This window comes from Kitasatospora sp. NPDC051705, assembly GCF_044453265.1.
In the GTDB taxonomy this organism is placed as follows: domain Bacteria; phylum Actinomycetota; class Actinomycetes; order Streptomycetales; family Streptomycetaceae; genus Kitasatospora.
On the sequence record NZ_JBITCO010000003.1, the window covers coordinates 50176 to 66717 of the forward strand.

12 protein-coding genes and 2 tRNA genes are annotated in these 16542 nt (G+C 71.5%); 9 read left to right on the top strand and 5 right to left on the bottom strand.

Annotated features, from left to right (window positions below; all coding sequences use genetic code 11):
- The first annotated feature begins 96 nt into the window (after positions 1 to 96).
- Positions 97 to 657, top strand: coding sequence for a hypothetical protein (locus ACIA8Q_RS05105; protein ID WP_396316780.1), 561 nt, complete (start codon positions 97 to 99; stop codon positions 655 to 657).
- A 101-nt stretch (positions 658 to 758) separates the two neighbouring features.
- Here ACIA8Q_RS05105 and ACIA8Q_RS05110 read toward each other — a convergent pair.
- Positions 759 to 829: transfer RNA gene (locus tag ACIA8Q_RS05110), tRNA-Gly, on the bottom strand.
- 200 nt (positions 830 to 1029) lie between these two features.
- Here ACIA8Q_RS05110 and ACIA8Q_RS05115 point away from each other — a divergent pair.
- The 5 genes from ACIA8Q_RS05115 to clpX all read left to right on the top strand — a co-directional run bounded on the left by ACIA8Q_RS05115 (position 1030) and on the right by clpX (position 5945).
- A tRNA-Pro gene (locus ACIA8Q_RS05115) sits at positions 1030 to 1103 on the top strand.
- Positions 1104 to 1397: 294 nt separating this feature from the next.
- Positions 1398 to 2789, top strand: coding sequence for a trigger factor (tig, locus tag ACIA8Q_RS05120; RefSeq protein ID WP_396316781.1), 1392 nt, complete (start codon positions 1398 to 1400; stop codon positions 2787 to 2789).
- 280 nt (positions 2790 to 3069) lie between these two features.
- Entirely contained in the window at positions 3070 to 3687 is a 618-nt protein-coding gene (locus tag ACIA8Q_RS05125; protein ID WP_360211667.1) for an ATP-dependent Clp protease proteolytic subunit, read from the top strand.
- 56 nt (positions 3688 to 3743) lie between these two features.
- On the top strand, positions 3744 to 4406 hold the full coding sequence (locus ACIA8Q_RS05130; RefSeq protein WP_359975274.1) for an ATP-dependent Clp protease proteolytic subunit: 663 nt from the start codon (positions 3744 to 3746) through the stop codon (positions 4404 to 4406).
- 249 nt (positions 4407 to 4655) lie between these two features.
- Positions 4656 to 5945 carry an ATP-dependent Clp protease ATP-binding subunit ClpX gene (gene clpX, locus ACIA8Q_RS05135; RefSeq protein ID WP_063347569.1) on the top strand — a complete coding sequence of 430 codons (1290 nt, stop codon included), beginning with the start codon at positions 4656 to 4658 and terminating at the stop codon, positions 5943 to 5945.
- A 96-nt stretch (positions 5946 to 6041) separates the two neighbouring features.
- On the opposite strand, the gene ACIA8Q_RS05140 is transcribed toward clpX, so the two are convergent.
- Positions 6042 to 6887, bottom strand: coding sequence for a hypothetical protein (locus ACIA8Q_RS05140; protein WP_396316782.1), 846 nt, complete (start codon positions 6885 to 6887; stop codon positions 6042 to 6044).
- A gap of 191 nt (positions 6888 to 7078) precedes the next feature.
- On the opposite strand from ACIA8Q_RS05140, the gene ACIA8Q_RS05145 reads away from it, so the two are divergent.
- Together ACIA8Q_RS05145 and ACIA8Q_RS05150 are read left to right on the top strand one after the other, a co-directional pair.
- Positions 7079 to 9715, top strand: a complete 2637-nt coding sequence (locus tag ACIA8Q_RS05145; protein ID WP_360211578.1) for a valine--tRNA ligase — start codon at positions 7079 to 7081, stop codon at positions 9713 to 9715.
- Positions 9716 to 10048: 333 nt separating this feature from the next.
- Positions 10049 to 10573: a hypothetical protein gene (locus ACIA8Q_RS05150; protein ID WP_360211576.1), complete on the top strand. Its 525-nt coding sequence runs from the start codon at positions 10049 to 10051 to the stop codon at positions 10571 to 10573.
- 25 nt (positions 10574 to 10598) lie between these two features.
- Here the strand turns inward: ACIA8Q_RS05150 and ACIA8Q_RS05155 are convergent, their stop codons facing one another.
- The 3 genes from ACIA8Q_RS05155 to ACIA8Q_RS05165 form a co-directional block, all read right to left on the bottom strand.
- Positions 10599 to 12161, bottom strand: coding sequence for a glycosyl hydrolase family 18 protein (locus ACIA8Q_RS05155; protein ID WP_360211574.1), 1563 nt, complete (start codon positions 12159 to 12161; stop codon positions 10599 to 10601).
- A 169-nt stretch (positions 12162 to 12330) separates the two neighbouring features.
- Positions 12331 to 13476 carry a non-hydrolyzing UDP-N-acetylglucosamine 2-epimerase gene (gene wecB, locus ACIA8Q_RS05160; protein ID WP_360211572.1) on the bottom strand — a complete coding sequence of 382 codons (1146 nt, stop codon included), beginning with the start codon at positions 13474 to 13476 and terminating at the stop codon, positions 12331 to 12333.
- 66 nt (positions 13477 to 13542) lie between these two features.
- Positions 13543 to 14976, bottom strand: coding sequence for a glycosyltransferase family 2 protein (locus ACIA8Q_RS05165; RefSeq protein ID WP_360211570.1), 1434 nt, complete (start codon positions 14974 to 14976; stop codon positions 13543 to 13545).
- Positions 14977 to 15150: 174 nt separating this feature from the next.
- On the opposite strand from ACIA8Q_RS05165, the gene ACIA8Q_RS05170 reads away from it, so the two are divergent.
- The gene (locus ACIA8Q_RS05170) at positions 15151 to 16542 is read left to right on the top strand and encodes a folylpolyglutamate synthase/dihydrofolate synthase family protein (RefSeq protein WP_360211568.1); all 1392 of its coding nucleotides are present in this window, start codon (positions 15151 to 15153) and stop codon (positions 16540 to 16542) included.

Consider the following 16542-nt stretch of genomic DNA (forward strand, 5'->3'; position numbering starts at 1 on the left):
GCCCTCCGGTCGCGGAAATGTCCTGAATGTTCCAGTTTGGAGAGCGTTGACCCCCCGGTTCTCGGGCCGGGGGCCGCCGTCCGGCTGGAGAGCCCCATGCCCCGCACCGACCTGACGCCCCCTCGACCCGTCCCGGCCCTCGCGCCGCCGTTCTCCGCCGGGCCGGAGGGCTCCGGACTGGTCGCCGAGATCGAGGCCTACCTCGCCTCGCTGCCCGGCCCCGCGCGCCGCCCGGTGCCGTACGTCTGCCCGTACGGCACCGCGCCGCAGCCGTGGCACGCCGGGTACCCGGAGCCCCGGGCCACCGTGGTCGACCGGGTGCTGCGACGCCCCGCCCGCCCGGTGCCGGTGACCGCGGCCGACCACCTGCGGCTCGCCTCCCGCTACATCGGGGCCGTCGGCTGGCTGCAGGGCGCGATGTGGGACGCGCGCGGCCGGGTCTGCCTGCTCGGCGCCCAGGCCGCCGTCCTCGGGCACGGCTACGGCACCCCGGCCACCGTCCGCACCGCCCGGGTGCAGCTGATGGAGGTACTGCACGCGACCGGCCGCCCGGTGAGCTCCCCGGACGAGTACAACGACCGGCCGACCACCCGGGAGGCCGACGTCCACCGGCTGCTCGACCGGGCCGCCGCCCGGGCCGGCCGGCTGGGGCTCTGAGGAGGGCGGCGGGAACGGTCGAGGGGGTGGGCCCGGGGGAGGGCCGCCGCGGAAACGACACCGGCCCCGGTGCGCGCAGGCGCACCGGGGCCGGTTCGAGGAGCGGGCGACGAGAATCGAACTCGCGTGACTAGTTTGGAAGACTAGGGCTCTACCATTGAGCTACGCCCGCGCGATCCCCCGGACGTCTCCGGCCGGAAGTTCGGGGAACAGCGTACCTGGTCCGGTCGCCTCCGCGCACACCGCATTTCCCGTCCACTCGCTTCCGGGTCCTTCCGAGTCCTTCCGGAGTCCGTCCGAAGTCCTTCCGGGCCGCCCGGAACAACTCGGCGAGCCGCCAGGGCCCGGCGTGTACGCTTCCTCTCGGCACCACGGGGTGTGGCGCAGTTTGGTAGCGCGTCCGCTTTGGGAGCGGAAGGCCGTCGGTTCGAATCCGGTCACCCCGACAGTGCGGCAGGGTCTCGTCCAGGGGGCGGGGCCCTGTTCTGTGTGGGTGACGAGGTGGCGTCTGGCGTCCGCCTTTCGTGGTACCGGTAGGATGGGGCGCTGGCGGTAGTCCCTGCGGTCCCAACCCAGGTCCACCGCCCGAGGGCGAGGAGTCAACCTCACCGTCCGACCCCCGCGGGAGATGCAGCTCCAACCGCCCATCGCCCGTCTCGCCCGACCCGCTCGTACGGCCCCGGCCGGCCGCATGGGGACGGCGGAGGCAACCTGACCGCAAGCCCATAGGAGACCTAACCGTGAAGAGCGCCGTCGAGACTCTGAACCCGACCCGGGTTCGACTCACCGTCGAGGTGCCCTTCGAGGAGCTCAAGCCCAGCCTCGACGCGGCGTACAAGAAGATCAACCAGCAGGTCACGGTTCCGGGCTTCCGCAAGGGCAAGATCCCGGCTCGCGTCATCGACCAGCGTTTCGGCCGTGGCGCCGTGCTGGAGGAGGCCGTCAACGACGCCCTGCCGCGCTTCTACACGCAGGCCGTCGACGAGGGCAAGATCGAGGTCCTCGGCCAGCCCGACATCACCAACATCGAGGGTGTCGAGAAGATCGCCGACGGCGGTGACCTGAAGTTCACCGCCGAGGTGGACATCCGCCCGGAGATCACCCTCCCCGACTTCGCCTCCATCGAGGTGACCGTCGACCCGATCGCCGTCTCCGACGAGGACGTCGAGAAGTCCCTGGAGCAGCTGCGCGAGCGCTTCTCCTCGGTCAAGGACGTCGAGCGCGCCGCGGCCGCCGGCGACATCGTGGTCGTCGACCTCGAGGCCAAGGTCGACGGTGAGGTGCCGGAGGACGGCACCGCCACCGGCGTCAGCTACGAGATCGGCTCGGGCCGTCTGATCGACGGCATCGACGAGGCCGTGACCGGCCTGGCGGCCGGTGGCACCGCCACCTTCGCCACCGAGCTCAAGGGCGGCACCCAGGCGGGCAAGACCTCCGAGGTCACCGTCACCGTCACCGCCGTCCAGGAGAAGGAGCTGCCGGAGCTGGACGACGAGTTCGCCCAGCTGGCGAGCGAGTTCGACACCCTGGAGGACCTGCGCGCCGACTCCCGCAAGCGCCTGGAGCGCATGAAGGAGTACGACCAGGCCACCCAGGCCCAGGAGAAGGTGCTGGACGCGCTGCTCGGCCTGGTCGAGATCGAGTTCCCCGAGAAGCTGCTCGCGGACGAGATCCAGACCCGCAAGCACAACCTCGAGCACCACCAGCTCGAGCCGATGGGCCTGAACATCGACTCCTACCTGGAGACCCAGGGCAAGACCCGCGAGGAGTGGGACGCGGAGATCGAGGAGCAGGCGAAGAAGGGCATCAAGACCCAGTTCGTCCTGGACCAGATCGTCGCCGACGAGGAGCTGGGTGTTAACCAGGAGGAGCTGACCGAGCACCTCATCCGCCGCGCCGCCGGCTCGGGCCTCACCCCGGACCAGTTCGCGCAGCAGGTCGTCCAGGGTGGCCAGGTGCCGCTGCTGGTCGGCGAGGTCGCCCGCGGCAAGGCGCTGGCCACCGTGGTCGAGGCCGCCAAGGTCGTCGACACCGAGGGCAACGAGATCAACTTCGACGACGAGGACGAGACGGCCGAGACCGTCGAGGCCGCCGCCGAGGAGACCTCCGCCGAGGAGAAGACCGAGGCCTGATCGCCCCGGTAGCCCCTGAGGCGCGCAGTGGGCCCGGACGCCGTACGGTGTCCGGGCCCGCTGTCATTCCGCGTCATTCCGCCCGGGGCGGGGCGCGCGACCCTGCGCTCACAGCGAACAGTTCTGCGTGAGGGATTCTGCGGCCCGGCCTGCGCGTTAGGGTCCTTGGACAGCAACAATCACGACGTGATACCCGGAAGCTGTGCGACACCGTGACGGTCGCGGAGCGACCGTCCAAATCGACTGAGCAGGTGGCTAAGTGACGTTCCCGCAGATGCAGATGCCTGGCCCGATGGCGCCGCACGCCGCCTCTGGTGACGTGCTCGGCGGCCTGGGCGACCAGGTGTACAACCGGCTGCTCAACGAGCGGATCATCTTCCTCGGCCAGCAGGTCGACGACGACATCGCCAACAAGATCACCGCCCAGCTGCTGCTGCTGGCCGCGGACCCGGAAAAGGACATCTTCCTCTACATCAACTCCCCGGGCGGCTCGATCTCCGCGGGCATGGCGATCTACGACACCATGCAGTACATCAAGAACGACGTCGTCACCATCGCGATGGGCATGGCGGCCTCGATGGGCCAGTTCCTGCTGACCGCGGGCGCCAAGGGCAAGCGCTTCTCGCTGCCGAACGCCAACATCCTGATGCACCAGCCCTCCGCCGGCCTCGGCGGCTCGGCCACCGACATCCGCATCCAGGCCGAGCAGCTGCTCCGCACCAAGAAGCGGATGTCCGAGCTGATCGCCTTCCACAGCGGCCAGTCCTTCGAGCAGATCACCCGGGACTCCGACCGCGACCGCTGGTTCACGCCGGAGGAGGCCCTGGAGTACGGCCTGATCGACGCGATCATGCACAGCGCCGCGGACGTCCCCGGCGGCGGCGGCACGGGCGCCTGAGCCTCGGCCCGGCCCACGACACCACAGCCACAACGCCCCGGAGGACAAGGACCCCCATGAACATCCCCAGCCTGTCGGCCGCCCAGGCCCGCGTCGAGGACATGCGTGCCGAGGGCCGTTACATCGTCCCGCGCTTCGTCGAGCGCACCACGCAGGGCATCCGCGAGTACGACCCGTACGCGAAGCTGTTCGAGGAGCGCATCATCTTCCTCGGCTCGCAGGTCGACGACGTCTCGGCGAACGACATCATGGCGCAGCTGCTCTGCCTCGAGTCGATGGACCCGGACCGCGAGATCCAGATGTACATCAACTCGCCCGGCGGCTCGTTCACGGCCCTGACGGCCATCTACGACACGATGCAGTACGTGAAGCCGGACATCACCACGGTCTGCATGGGCCAGGCGGCCTCCGCCGCGGCCGTGCTGCTCGCCGCCGGCACCCCCGGCAAGCGGATGGCGCTGCCGAACGCCCGTATCCTGATCCACCAGCCGTACACCGAGACCGGCCGCGGCCAGGTGTCCGACCTGGAGATCCAGGCCAAGGAGATCTTCCGGATGCGCGAGCAGCTGGAGGAGATGCTCTCCAAGCACTCCAGCAAGTCGGTCGAGCAGGTGCGCGAGGACATCGAGCGCGACAAGATCCTGACCGCCGAGGAGGCCGTCGAGTACGGCCTGATCGACCAGATCATCTCCACCCGCAAGACCTCGCTGACCTCCTGAGGCCGGCACCCTCCGGAGCGGGGCGCGCATCGAGTCCGCGCGCCCCGCTCCGGCTCATCGGCGGCCTCCGTCACGGCATCTGTTCGGTATCAATTCGCCCAGGGCGTAGGGCAGACCCGGCGAAGAGGACGGAATCAGGGGCCCGGCAGAGTACCGTCGGATAGCGAGACCGATCGCCGACGGCGTTGACGGTCCACAGCACCAGGCCCCGGAACCCCTGCGGGGCCCCTGGCGAAGGGGAAGCACCTCGTGGCACGCATCGGAGACGGTGGCGACCTGCTCAAGTGCTCGTTCTGCGGCAAGTCGCAGAAGCAGGTGAAGAAGCTGATCGCCGGCCCAGGCGTGTACATCTGCGACGAGTGCATCGACCTGTGCAACGAGATCATCGAGGAGGAACTCGCCGAGACCTCCGAGGTGCGCTTCGAGGAACTGCCGAAGCCGCGGGAGATCTACGAGTTCCTGGACCAGTACGTGGTCGGTCAGGACCTCGCCAAGAAGGCGCTGTCGGTCGCCGTCTACAACCACTACAAGCGGGTCCAGGCCGGTGAGGCGGGCCGCAGCGGCGGCAACGGCCGCGAGGACGCCATCGAGCTGGCCAAGTCGAACATCCTGCTGCTGGGCCCCACCGGCTCCGGCAAGACGCTGCTGGCGCAGACCCTCGCCCGGATGCTCAACGTGCCGTTCGCGATCGCGGACGCCACCGCGCTGACCGAGGCCGGGTACGTCGGCGAGGACGTCGAGAACATCCTGCTCAAGCTGATCCAGGCGGCCGACTACGACGTCAAGAAGGCCGAGACGGGGATCATCTACATCGACGAGATCGACAAGGTCGCCCGCAAGAGCGAGAACCCGTCGATCACCCGGGACGTCTCCGGCGAGGGCGTGCAGCAGGCGCTGCTGAAGATCCTGGAGGGCACCACCGCCTCGGTGCCGCCGCAGGGCGGGCGCAAGCACCCGCACCAGGAGTTCATCCAGATCGACACCACCAACGTGCTGTTCATCGTCGGCGGCGCGTTCGCCGGCCTGGAGCGGATCATCGAGGGCCGGGCCGGCGCCAAGGGCATCGGCTTCGGCGCCAACATCCGCTCCAAGCGGGAGTCGGACGCCAGCGACCACTTCCGTCAGGTGATGCCCGAGGACCTGGTGAAGTTCGGGATGATCCCCGAGTTCATCGGCCGTCTGCCGGTCATCACCAGCGTGCACAACCTGGACCGCGAGGCGCTCCTGCAGATCCTCACCGAGCCGAAGAACGCGCTGGTCAAGCAGTACCGCAAGCTCTTCGAACTGGACGGCGTGGAGCTGGAGTTCTCCCGCGACGCGCTGGAGGCGATCGCCGACCAGGCGATCCTGCGCGGGACCGGCGCGCGCGGTCTGCGGGCCATCATGGAGGAGGTGCTGATGTCCGTGATGTACGAGGTGCCCTCGCGTCAGGACGTCGCCCGCGTGGTGGTCACCGGGGACGTCGTCTCCAAGCACGCCATCCCCACCCTCGTCCCGCGCGACATGATCAAGCGCGAGCGGCGCGAGAAGAGCGCCTGACCCGCCCTCCGGACGGAGAGGGGCCCCGCACCGGACGGTGCGGGGCCCCTGCTCGTTCCGGGCCGGTGCGGCGTCGCCGCCGGCCGGCCCGGCGGGCTACTTGGCGACCTTCATCGCGTCGCGGATCGCCCGGGCCTTGTCGGCCGCCTGCGCCGGGGTGATCCCCTGCGCGCCGCCGGTCAGGCTGACCTTGCTGAAGGTGATCCGGCCGGTGGTGGAGTTGTCCGCCCACACGCAGATCGTCGGCCCGGCCTTGCCCGCGATGACGCTGACCACACCGCAGGCGAGCCGCGCCGAGGAGCTGTGGGCGTCCTGCGCCGGGTAGTCGGTCAGCGGGGTGGACCAGGTCGCGCCGCCGCTGTCCTTCTTGGAGTCGTCGATGACCTGCCCCGGGTCGCTGATGTCCCCGTAGACGCCGAGGATCGAGAGCGTGTCGAGCGGGTCCGAGCCCTTGGCGTAGCTGGTCGCCAGCGCGGTGAGGTTCTTGCCGAACTTCGCGGCCTCGGCCTTGCTCGGGTCGACGGCCTCCTCCTTGGAGGACTTCTGGACGTAGCCGTCCGGCAGCGACTGCGGCGCGGAGATCTTGTAGTTGCCGCCGGAGTCGCCGGCCATGAACTTCCACGCGGCGAAGCCGCCGCCGCCCAGCACCAGCGCACCGACCACCAGGCCGACCACCAGACCGGTCTTCCCCTTCTTCGGCGGGGCCGGGTAGCCCGGCTGGCCGTACGGGGCCTGCGGCGGCACGCCGTACGGCTGCTGCGGGGCGCCGTAGGGCTGCTGGGGCGCGCCGTACGGCTGGCCGCCCTGCGGCGGGTAGCCGTACTGGGGCTGTCCCTGCGGCGCGCCGTACGGCTGCTGCGGCTGCGGCGGGCCGTACGGGGGCTGCCCCCCGTACGGCTGCTGGGGCTGTCCCTGCGGATACTGCTGTCCCTGGCCGTACATCTGCGTCTGTGCTCCCCCGCCGCACCCGCGGCCTGTCATGGTGTGGATCTGCTCCGTACCCGTGCCGCAAACCGGACGAGTGTCCGGGAACGGTACCGCACGGCGCCCGGCGGCGACCCGTTCGGGCGGCTCGCGTCCGAGGGGCGAAAGCGGTTCGTAACACGTGCCCGCGGTTACGTAAACTGTGCGTCGTGACCGACACGACGAACCAGCGCCCCGTGAGCACCACCGGGGACGAAGCAGCAACCCTCCCGACGACCTACACCCCAGCGGACGTAGAGGGCGAGCTGTACGAGCGCTGGGTGGAGCGTGGCTACTTCGCCGCCGACGCGAAGAGCGACAAGCCCCCGTTCACCGTCGTCATCCCCCCGCCGAACGTCACCGGCAGCCTGCACCTGGGCCACGCCTTCGAGCACACGCTGATCGACGCGCTGGTCCGCCGCAAGCGGATGCAGGGCTTCGAGGCGCTGTGGCAGCCCGGCATGGACCACGCCGGCATCGCCACCCAGAACGTGGTCGAGCGCGAGCTCGCCAAGGAGGGCAAGTCCCGCCACGACCTGGGCCGGGAGGCCTTCGTCGAGCGCGTCTGGAAGTGGAAGGCGGAGTCCGGCGGCCAGATCTCCGGCCAGATGCGCCGCCTCGGGGACGGCGTGGACTGGTCCCGCGAGCGCTTCACCATGGACGAGGGCCTGTCCCAGGCCGTCCAGACCATCTTCAAGAAGCTCTTCGACGACGAGCTGATCTACCGCGCCGAGCGCATCATCAACTGGTGCCCGCGCTGCCTCACCGCCATCTCGGACATCGAGGTGGAGTACCAGGACGACGACGGCGAGCTGGTCTCGATCCGCTACGGCGAGGGCGACGCCTCGATCGTCGTGGCCACCACCCGCGCCGAGACGATGCTGGGCGACACGGCCGTGGCCGTCCACCCGGAGGACGAGCGCTACCGGCACCTGGTCGGCACCGAGATCGAGCTGCCGCTGACCGGCCGTCGCATCCCGGTCGTCGCCGACGCCCACGTCGACCCGGAGTTCGGCACCGGCGCCGTCAAGGTGACGCCCGCCCACGACCCGAACGACTTCGAGATCGGCCAGCGGCACGACCTGCCGAACATCGCCGTCATGGACGAGCACGCGGTCATCACCGTGCACGGCCCCTTCCTCGGCCTGGACCGCCTGGAGGCCCGCTCGGCGATCGTCGCCGCGCTGCGCGCCGAGGGCCGGATCGTCGCCGAGAAGCGCCCGTACGTCCACTCGGTCGGCCACTGCTCGCGCTGCAAGACCACCATCGAGCCGCGGCTGTCCATGCAGTGGTGGGTCAAGGTCGGCCCGCTCGCCAAGGCCGCGGGCGACGCGGTCCGCGACGGCAAGGTCAAGATCCACCCGCAGGAGATGGAGAAGCGCTACTTCGACTGGGTCGACAACCTGCACGACTGGTGCATCTCGCGCCAGCTGTGGTGGGGCCACCGGATCCCGGTCTGGTACGGCCCGAACGGCGAGGTCGTCTGCGTCGGACCGGACGAGCAGCCGCCTGCCGGCGAGGGCTGGCACCAGGACACCGACGTCCTGGACACCTGGTTCTCCTCCGGCCTGTGGCCGTTCTCCACGCTCGGCTGGCCCGAGCAGACCGAGAGCCTGGCGAAGTTCTACCCGAACTCCGTCCTGGTCACCGGGTACGACATCCTCTTCTTCTGGGTCGCCCGGATGATGATGTTCGGCCTCTACGCGATGGACGGCACCCCGCCGTTCCACACCATCGCGCTGCACGGCATGGTCCGTGACCAGAACGGCAAGAAGATGTCGAAGTCCTTCGGCAACGTCGTCAACCCGCTGGACTGGATGGACAAGTACGGCTCCGACGCGCTGCGCTTCACGCTGGCGCGCGGTGCCAACCCGGGCGTCGACGTCCCGATCGGCGAGGACTGGGTCCAGGCGGCCCGCAACTTCGCCAACAAGATCTGGAACGCCACCCGCTTCGCGCTGATGAACGGCGCCACCGTCGAGGGCCCGCTGCCCGCGCCGGAGGAGCTGACCGCGGCCGACCGCTGGATCCTGTCGCGGCTCAACAGCACCGTCGCCGAGGTGGACGGGCTGTACGAGGACTACCAGTTCTCCAAGCTGTCCGAGGCGCTCTACCACTTCGCGTGGGACGAGGTCTTCGACTGGTACGTCGAGCTCTCCAAGACCACCCTGGCCAAGGGCGGCCCGCAGGCCGACGCCGCGCGCCGGGTGCTCGGTGAGGTCCTGGACGTCACGCTGCGGCTGCTGCACCCGATCGTGCCCTTCGTCACCGAGACGCTGTGGACCACGCTCACCGGTGCGGAGTCCGTCGTCATCGCCGACTGGCCGACCGACAGCGGCTACCGCGACGCCGCGGCCGAGGCCGAGATCGCCACGCTGCAGCAGGTGGTCACCGAGGTCCGCAGGTTCGCCGTGAGCCAGGGCCTCAAGGACCGCCAGCGCGTCCCGGCGAAGCTGGAGCTGGACGGCACCGTGCTGGCCGTCCACGAGGACGCGATCCGCTCGCTGCTGCGGCTGACCGTCCCGGAGGAGGGCTTCGTGGCCACCGCCTCGCTGCCGGTCGCCGGCGCCACCGTCTCGCTCGACCTCTCGGGCACCATCGACGTCGCGGCGGAGCGCAAGCGCCTCGCCAAGGACCTCGCGGTCGCCGAGAAGGAGAAGGCGCAGACCACCGCCAAGCTCGGCAACGAGGCGTTCCTCGCCAAGGCGCCGGACGAGGTGGTCGCCAAGATCAAGGTCCGCCAGGAGGCCGCCGAGGCCGACATCGCCCGGATCACCGCCCAGCTCGCGGCGCTGCCGCAGGGCTGAGCCCGTACCGGCCGGTGAGGGGCCGCACTCCGCGACGCGCGGGGTGCGGCCCCTCGGCGTTCCCCGGCCCGGCGACCCGGCCGGATACCCGGCACGGATGCCCCGGCCGGGCCGCGGCCGTTCCCGTTACGCCTAATAGCGCAGCAACATTGCTCCCTTCCGGCGAATATTCATCCTGGACCGGGTGAGGTCTTATTCCGAGCGAATTCATTCCGGTCTTGCCCGCGCGGGTTCGCGGAAGTTTGCAGGTCGGATGTGTACGGTGTGCTCGGAGTTTCCGCTGAGCGTTTGTGCGGAGCGTTTCTGCTGAACGGACGGACGGGAGGGCATGGCGTGGTGGTGACCGAGGAGTTGGCCGACGAACTGCCTGCCGAGGCGGTCGAGGAGGCCAAGGTCAGGGCGGCGACCCTGCTGCTCGCCTTCCGGCACGGCAACCAGCTCGCTTTCGACCGCGAGCTGGACCAGCTGTTCGCCGAGCACGCCGGGCGCGAGGTGACCACCCTGCTCGCCTGGATCGCCGCCGAGGCCGTCCGCAAGGCGTACGCCCCCGAGGTCGGCGACCGGGTGCTGCGGGCGATGGCCCGGCGCGCCCCGGCCGACAGCGGTGCCGTCGCGGTGGACGAGGAGAGCGCGGACGCGGCCCGGCTGATCGAGGCGGTGGCGGCCGGCGAGGTGGCGGAGGTGCGCGGGCTGGTCGCCTCGACGGCCGACACCACCTTCCTGCTCGGCGGTCTGCTGCAGGGCGTGGCGATGATGCTGCCGCTGCTGCCCGAGGGCGAACTGGCCGAGATCACGGCCGAGCTGCGCCGCCGTCACGGGGGCGCGGTGCACGTCCCGGAGGCCCGGGCCGGGGTCTGAGGGCCCCGCCCCGGGCCCGCCGCCGTCAGGGCATGGCGTGCAGGTGCGCGCCGATGGTGGTGGCGACCGGGTTGCCCGCCCGGGCGTCCCAGTTGGTGGACCAGGTCATCGCCCCGCCGATGCCGGGCCAGGTGGTGTCCGGCCGGTAGCTGCCGCAGGCGGTGCCGGCCGCCAGGCAGTCCAGGGCGTTGGCGACGGTGCTCGCGGCGACGTACCCGCCGCCCGCCGCGCTGGTGGACGCGGGCACCCCGATCCCGACCTGGTCGGGCCGCAGCCCGCCCTTGAGCTGGATGCAGGCCAGGGCGGTGAGGAAGTTCTCGGTGCCCTGCGAGTAGACGTTCCCGTCGCAGCCGTTCATCGCGCCGGAGTTGTAGTACTGCATGTTGACGATGGTGAGGACGTCCTTCACGTTCAGCGCCAGCTTGAAGTACTCCGTGCCGGTCGACTGCATGTCGATCGTCTGCGGAGCCATGGTGAGGACGAATCCGGTGCCGGCCTTCGCCGCCAGGGCGTGCAGTGCCTGGCCCAGGTAGGCGGCGTTGACCCCGTTCTCCAGGTCGATGTCGATCCCGTCGAAGCCGTAGGACTGCATCAGCGCCCAGGCGGTGCTGGTGAAGGTCGCGGCGGAGGCCGCGTCGCCCACCCACACGGTGCCGTTCTGCCCGCCGACCGAGAGCACCACGCGCTTGCCGGCCGCCCGCTTGGCCGCGATGTCGGCCTTGAACTGGGCGTCGGTGTAGCCGCCGAGGCGGGTGGAGAGCGCGGGGTCGAGGGTGAAGCTCAGGCCGCCCCGGGTGGCGGTGGCGTCCGCGAAGGAGACCGCGATGACGTCGTAGGCCGCCGGGACGTCGCTGATCCGCTGGACGGTGGCGCCGTTGTCGAAGTTCTGCCAGTAGCCGGTGAGGATGTGCTTGGGCAGGCCGGGGGGCCGGCCGGTCGAGGTCGCGGTCGGGCTGCCGGTGGCGGTCGCGGTGGGGCTGCCACTGACGGTGCCGGTGGGGGAGGGGCTGCCGGTCGCGGTCGGGCTGGGGGACGTGGTGGTGGTCGGGCTCTGCGAGGGCTGCGGCCTGCCGGGGCCGATGAGTGACACGTCGTCGGCCAGGAAGGCGGGCTGCCCGTACCAGCCGTGCAGGTAGACGGTGACGCTGGTGGTGCTCGGGCCGGTGGTGAAGCCGGTGCTGAGCCGGCCCCAGCCCGCCGAGGTGGTCCAGGTGCTGGGGTCGGTGCCGCCGGTGCCGCGGGCGCCCAGGTAGACGTACGAGCCCTGGACCCAGGAGGCGAGGGTGTACGTCGAGGAGGGCTTCACGGCGACGGTCTGGGTGCACTCGCCGGTGTCGCCCGCCCCGGGGGTGGACTGCAGGGCGTAGCGGCCGGAGTGCACGGTGGTGCTCTGGACGGCGCCGCTGCCGCAGGTCCAGCCGGCCGGGGTGCCGGTCTCGAAGCCGCCGTTGGTGATCAGGTCGGGGTCGGCGGCGCGGGCGCCGGGGCCGGTGGCGAGGAGGAGCCCGGTCAGGCCCAGGGCCATGGCGCAGGCCCCGGCGAGCAGGGAGCGGCCGGCGCGTGGGCGCCGGTGTCGGAAAGGTGGCATGACTCCATCTCCGGTGGGGGAGGCCCGGCGGCGTCCCGGTGGTGGGGGTGGGATGCCGTCCGGGGTGTCGATGGTGCGCGTGTGGGAGCTACCGACAACTCAAGTCCCTGTCGGGGAAGGAGACTTGCCTCACAAGGTGGAGTAGACCAATCCGGCTGTCAAGAGGGCGCTACGCGGCCGCCAGCTGTACCGCGTCGTCGGCCGACTCGGCGGCGGCGGCGGTCAGCGCGGCGATCCGGGCCGACGCGAGGCCGTCGCCGTACGGGCTCGGGGTGGCCGCGAGCCGGGCGAGCCGTTCGGGGGTGTCGGCCAGCCAGGCCCGGGCCAGCTCGCCGAGCTCCTCGCCGGGGCCCACCAGCGCGGCGAAGCCCGCCGCGACCGCCTCCGGGCGCTCGGTCGAGCGGCGCACCACGAGCAGCGGGCGGCCGAGGACGGTGCACTCCTCCTGCACGCCGCCGGAGTCGGAGACGAGCAGCGCGGCGTGGCGCGCCAGGCCGAGGAAGTCGGCGTAGCGGACCGGCCCGGTGACGGCGAGCCGGTCCAGCAGCCGCTCCAGGCCGAAGCGTTCGACGGCGGCCCGGGTGCGCGGGTGCATCGGGAACAGCACCGGGGTGCCGGCCCGGGCGATCCGGTCCAGCTCGGCCAGCACGGCGCCGAGCGCCCCGGCGGTGTCGGTGTTCTCCGGGCGGTGCACGGTGGCCAGCACGTAGGCGTCCGGCCGCAGCCCGTGGGCGGCGAGCAGTGCGGCGCGGGTGGCGCCGTCCGGCAGCTGGCGGCGGACCACCTCGACGACGGTGTTGCCGGTGAGGGCGATCCGCTCCTCGGCGAGCGACTCGGCGCGCAGGTTGGCGACGTTGTCCCCGGTGGCGGCACAGAGCAGGTCGGCGACGTGGTCGACCATCACCCGGTTGTGCTCCTCGGGCATCGCCCGGTCGAAGCTGCGCAGCCCGGCCTCGACGTGCACCAGCGGGATCCCGCGGGCGTTGGCCGCCAGCGCCCCGGCGAGGGTGGCGTTGGTGTCGCCCTGGACGACCACGGCGGCGGGTCGGTCCTCGGCGAAGGCGGCGTCCAGCTGGCCGAGGGACTGGGCGATCTGGCCCGCCCGCGGGCGGCCGCCGACGCCGGTCAGCAGCTCCGGACGGGGCAGGTCCAGGTCGCGCAGGAAGCGGCCGGACATGGCCTCGTCCCAGTGCTGGCCGGTGTGCACCAGGCGGGTCGCGTCGCCCAGCTCGTGGATCAGCGGGGCGAGCTTGACCAGCTCGGGGCGGGTGCCGAGGACGACGGCGACGCTGGCGGGGGGAAGACAGGTGCTCATGGGGGAGGGCTCCGCGGGGGTCGGGGGCTCGGGGGGCCTGGCGGGGGCCGGGGCGGTGGGGCCGGCTCAGGACTCGAGTGCGGTGGGGGCGCCGAGGGCGACCTTCTCGGCGTTGCGCCGGGTCTTGGCCCAGCCGTTGCGGCCGAGCGCGATCCGGACGGCGGCCCGGGTGGCGACGACGAACAGGTGGTAGGCGTACAGCCAGACCAGGACGCCCCAGAGCAGCCCGGTGAGCCGGCTGCGGTCGGGGTGGACGAGCCGGCGGTAGGCGAAGCCCCAGAAGACCATCGGCAGGGTGGCGATCACGAAGGCCAGCAGCATGTACGGCCCGAACCGGAGCTGGAAGTCGGCGGTCTCCGCGGGGAAGAGCACCAGTCCGGCCGCCGTGATCGCGAGCGAGAGCGGGGTCAGCAGGACGAGCAGCACGCAGACCACCGGCTGCAGGAAGGTGTACAGCACCTCGGCCTTGCCGGCCGGGGTGTAGTGGGGGGAGCGCAGCACCCGGCCGGTGTACCGCAGGCACTGCATGTTGCCCTGGGCCCAGCGGGTGCGCTGGGTGAGGAAGCGGCGCAGCGAGACCAGGCCCTCCTGGGAGACCTGGGTCTCGGTGACGTGGGTGAGCCGCCAGCCGGCCAGCCGGAGGTCGAGGCCGGACTCGTAGTCCTCCAGCAGGGCGCGCTCGGGCCAGGGGCGGCCGGCCCGGCCCTCCTCGGCGGTGAGCGCGTCGAGGGCGGTGAGGCGGACGAACTGGCCGTTGCCGCCGAGGCCGACGCTGCCGGTGCGGCGGCGCAGCAGCTGCATGCCGGCGTTGTTGGCCTGGAACTCGACGTCCTGCATCCGGACCAGGGCGCGGGCGAGCGCGTTGGCGGCGCGGCCGCGGCCGGGCAGCGGGAGTTCGTCGTCGGCGTTGCGCATGCGCACGCCGATCTGGACGGCGCCGGTGTCGGGGCGGCCGAGCGCCTTGGCGTTGCAGACCCGGGCGAGGGTGCCGGGGTCGAGCCGCCCGTCGGCGTCGACGACGCCGATCACCACGCGCGAGCGGTCGGCCGAGGCGGGGAGCCGGGCGGAGATCTCGCGGTAGGCGGCGTTGAGGGCGGCGCCCTTGCCGATCCGGGCGTGCGGGCGGCGGCGCTGGACGAGGTGGACGCGGTCGTCGTGGGCCGCGGCGGCGAGCACCAGCTCGCGGGTGGCGTCCTCGCTGTCGTCGTCGATCACCCAGAGGTGGGCCTCGGGTGCGCTCTCGCGCAGTCCGGCCAGGGTCTGGGCGACCACGGCCTCCTCGTCGCGGCAGGGGATCACCAGGTGCCACTGGAAGGCCGCGGGGTCGCCGGGCTCGGCGGGCCGGTCGTGCCGGAAGGCGTGCCGGGAGCCGGCCCAGTACACGAGGAAGCGCGCGAAGACGAAGGCCATGTAGCCGACGAGGGCCAGCGAGACGAGTCCGGCTAACCAGACCACGGAGTCCTGGCGGAGCACGATCCAGTCGTGCAGGGCGTCGGGCATGGCGCGGTTCTCCTCGTGAATCAAAGGCGGAGTGACTCCTCGGGGTGCGAATCGATGCTTCGTTGCGGATCAAATCGCCAAATCAATAGTAAAGGGGGCAAACTGGAAACACCGCCCAAAGTGGCCGTTCTCACCCCGTGAGGACCGCCCGCCACCGCTCCGTAGACTGTGGTCGTGAGCGACAAGGCCGACCCGAACCCGTACACCCTCCGCCCCGCCGACGGCGACACCGGCGACGCCCTGCGCGACGTCGAGGTGGAGCTCTCCAAGCGCTGGCCGGAGAACAAGCTGGAGCCCTCGCTCGACCGGATCGAGGCGCTGATGGACATCCTGGGCCAGCCCCAGCGGTCCTTCCCCTCCATCCACATCACCGGCACCAACGGCAAGACCTCCACCGCCCGGATGATCGAGCAGCTGCTCAACACCTTCGAGCTGCGCACCGGCCGCTACACCAGCCCGCACGTGGAGACCGTCACCGAGCGGATCAGTCTCGACGGCGCCCCGATCACCCCCGAGCGTTTCGTCGAGGTCTACCGCGACATCGAGCCCTACGTGCAGATGGTCGACGCCCAGCAGCCCGTGCCGATGTCCTTCTTCGAGGTGCTGACCGGCATGGCCTACGCCGCCTTCGCCGACGCCCCGGTGGACGTCGCCGTGGTCGAGGTCGGCATGGGCGGCTCCTGGGACGCCACCAACGTCATCGACTCCGCCGTCGCCGTGATCACCCCGATCGGGCTGGACCACACCGACAAGCTCGGCGGGACCACCGGCGAGATCGCGGTCGAGAAGTCCGGGATCATCAAGTCGGGGGCCGTCGCCGTCGTCGCCCAGCAGCAGCTGGACGCCGCCCAGAACATCCTGCGGCGCGCCGTCGAGGTGGACGCCACCGTCGCCCGCGAGGGCATGGAGTTCGGCGTGATCCGCCGTGAGCTCGCCATCGGCGGGCAGCTGGTGACGCTGCGTGGGCTCGGCGGCGAGGAGTACGAGGACGTCTTCATCCCGCTGCACGGCGAGCACCAGGCGCACAACGCGGCGCTGGCGCTGGCGGCGGTCGAGGCCTTCTTCGGCGTCGGCGGCGCCCGCGGCGGGCAGCTCGACCCCGACAAGATCCGCCAGGGCTTCTCCGGCGTCTCCTCGCCGGGCCGCCTGGAGGTCGTCCGGCGCAGCCCCACGATCATCCTGGACGCCGCGCACAACCCGCACGGCGCCCGCGCCACCGTCGCCGCCCTCGGCGAGTCCTTCGGCTTCACCCGGCTCGTCGGCGTGATCGGCACCTCCGGCGACAAGGACGTGGCCGGCGTGCTGGAGGCCTTCGAGCCGATCCTCGCCGAGGTCGTCATCACCCAGAACTCCACCCACCGCGCGATGGACGTCGACGCGCTGGCCGCCCTCGCCGTCGAGGTCTTCGGCGAGGACCGCGTCCAGGTCGAGCCGCGGCTCGACGACGCCATCGCCGCCGCCGTCACCCTCGCCGAGGAGGAGGGCGACCTCGGCGGTGCCGGGGTGCTGGTCACCGGTTCGGTCATCACGGTGGGCGAGGCCCGCCTGCTGCTCGGGAGGAAGTGA

Coding starts and splice junctions, on each gene's coding strand:
- ACIA8Q_RS05105 (WP_396316780.1), top strand. CDS start 97: ATGCCCCGCACCGACCTGACGCCCCCTCGACCCGTCCCGGCCCTCGCG.
- ACIA8Q_RS05125 (WP_360211667.1), top strand. CDS start 3,070: ATGCCTGGCCCGATGGCGCCGCACGCCGCCTCTGGTGACGTGCTCGGC.
- ACIA8Q_RS05130 (WP_359975274.1), top strand. CDS start 3,744: ATGAACATCCCCAGCCTGTCGGCCGCCCAGGCCCGCGTCGAGGACATG.
- ACIA8Q_RS05140 (WP_396316782.1), bottom strand. CDS start 6,887: ATGTACGGCCAGGGACAGCAGTATCCGCAGGGACAGCCCCAGCAGCCG.
- ACIA8Q_RS05155 (WP_360211574.1), bottom strand. CDS start 12,161: ATGCCACCTTTCCGACACCGGCGCCCACGCGCCGGCCGCTCCCTGCTC.
- wecB (WP_360211572.1), bottom strand. CDS start 13,476: ATGAGCACCTGTCTTCCCCCCGCCAGCGTCGCCGTCGTCCTCGGCACC.
- ACIA8Q_RS05165 (WP_360211570.1), bottom strand. CDS start 14,976: ATGCCCGACGCCCTGCACGACTGGATCGTGCTCCGCCAGGACTCCGTG.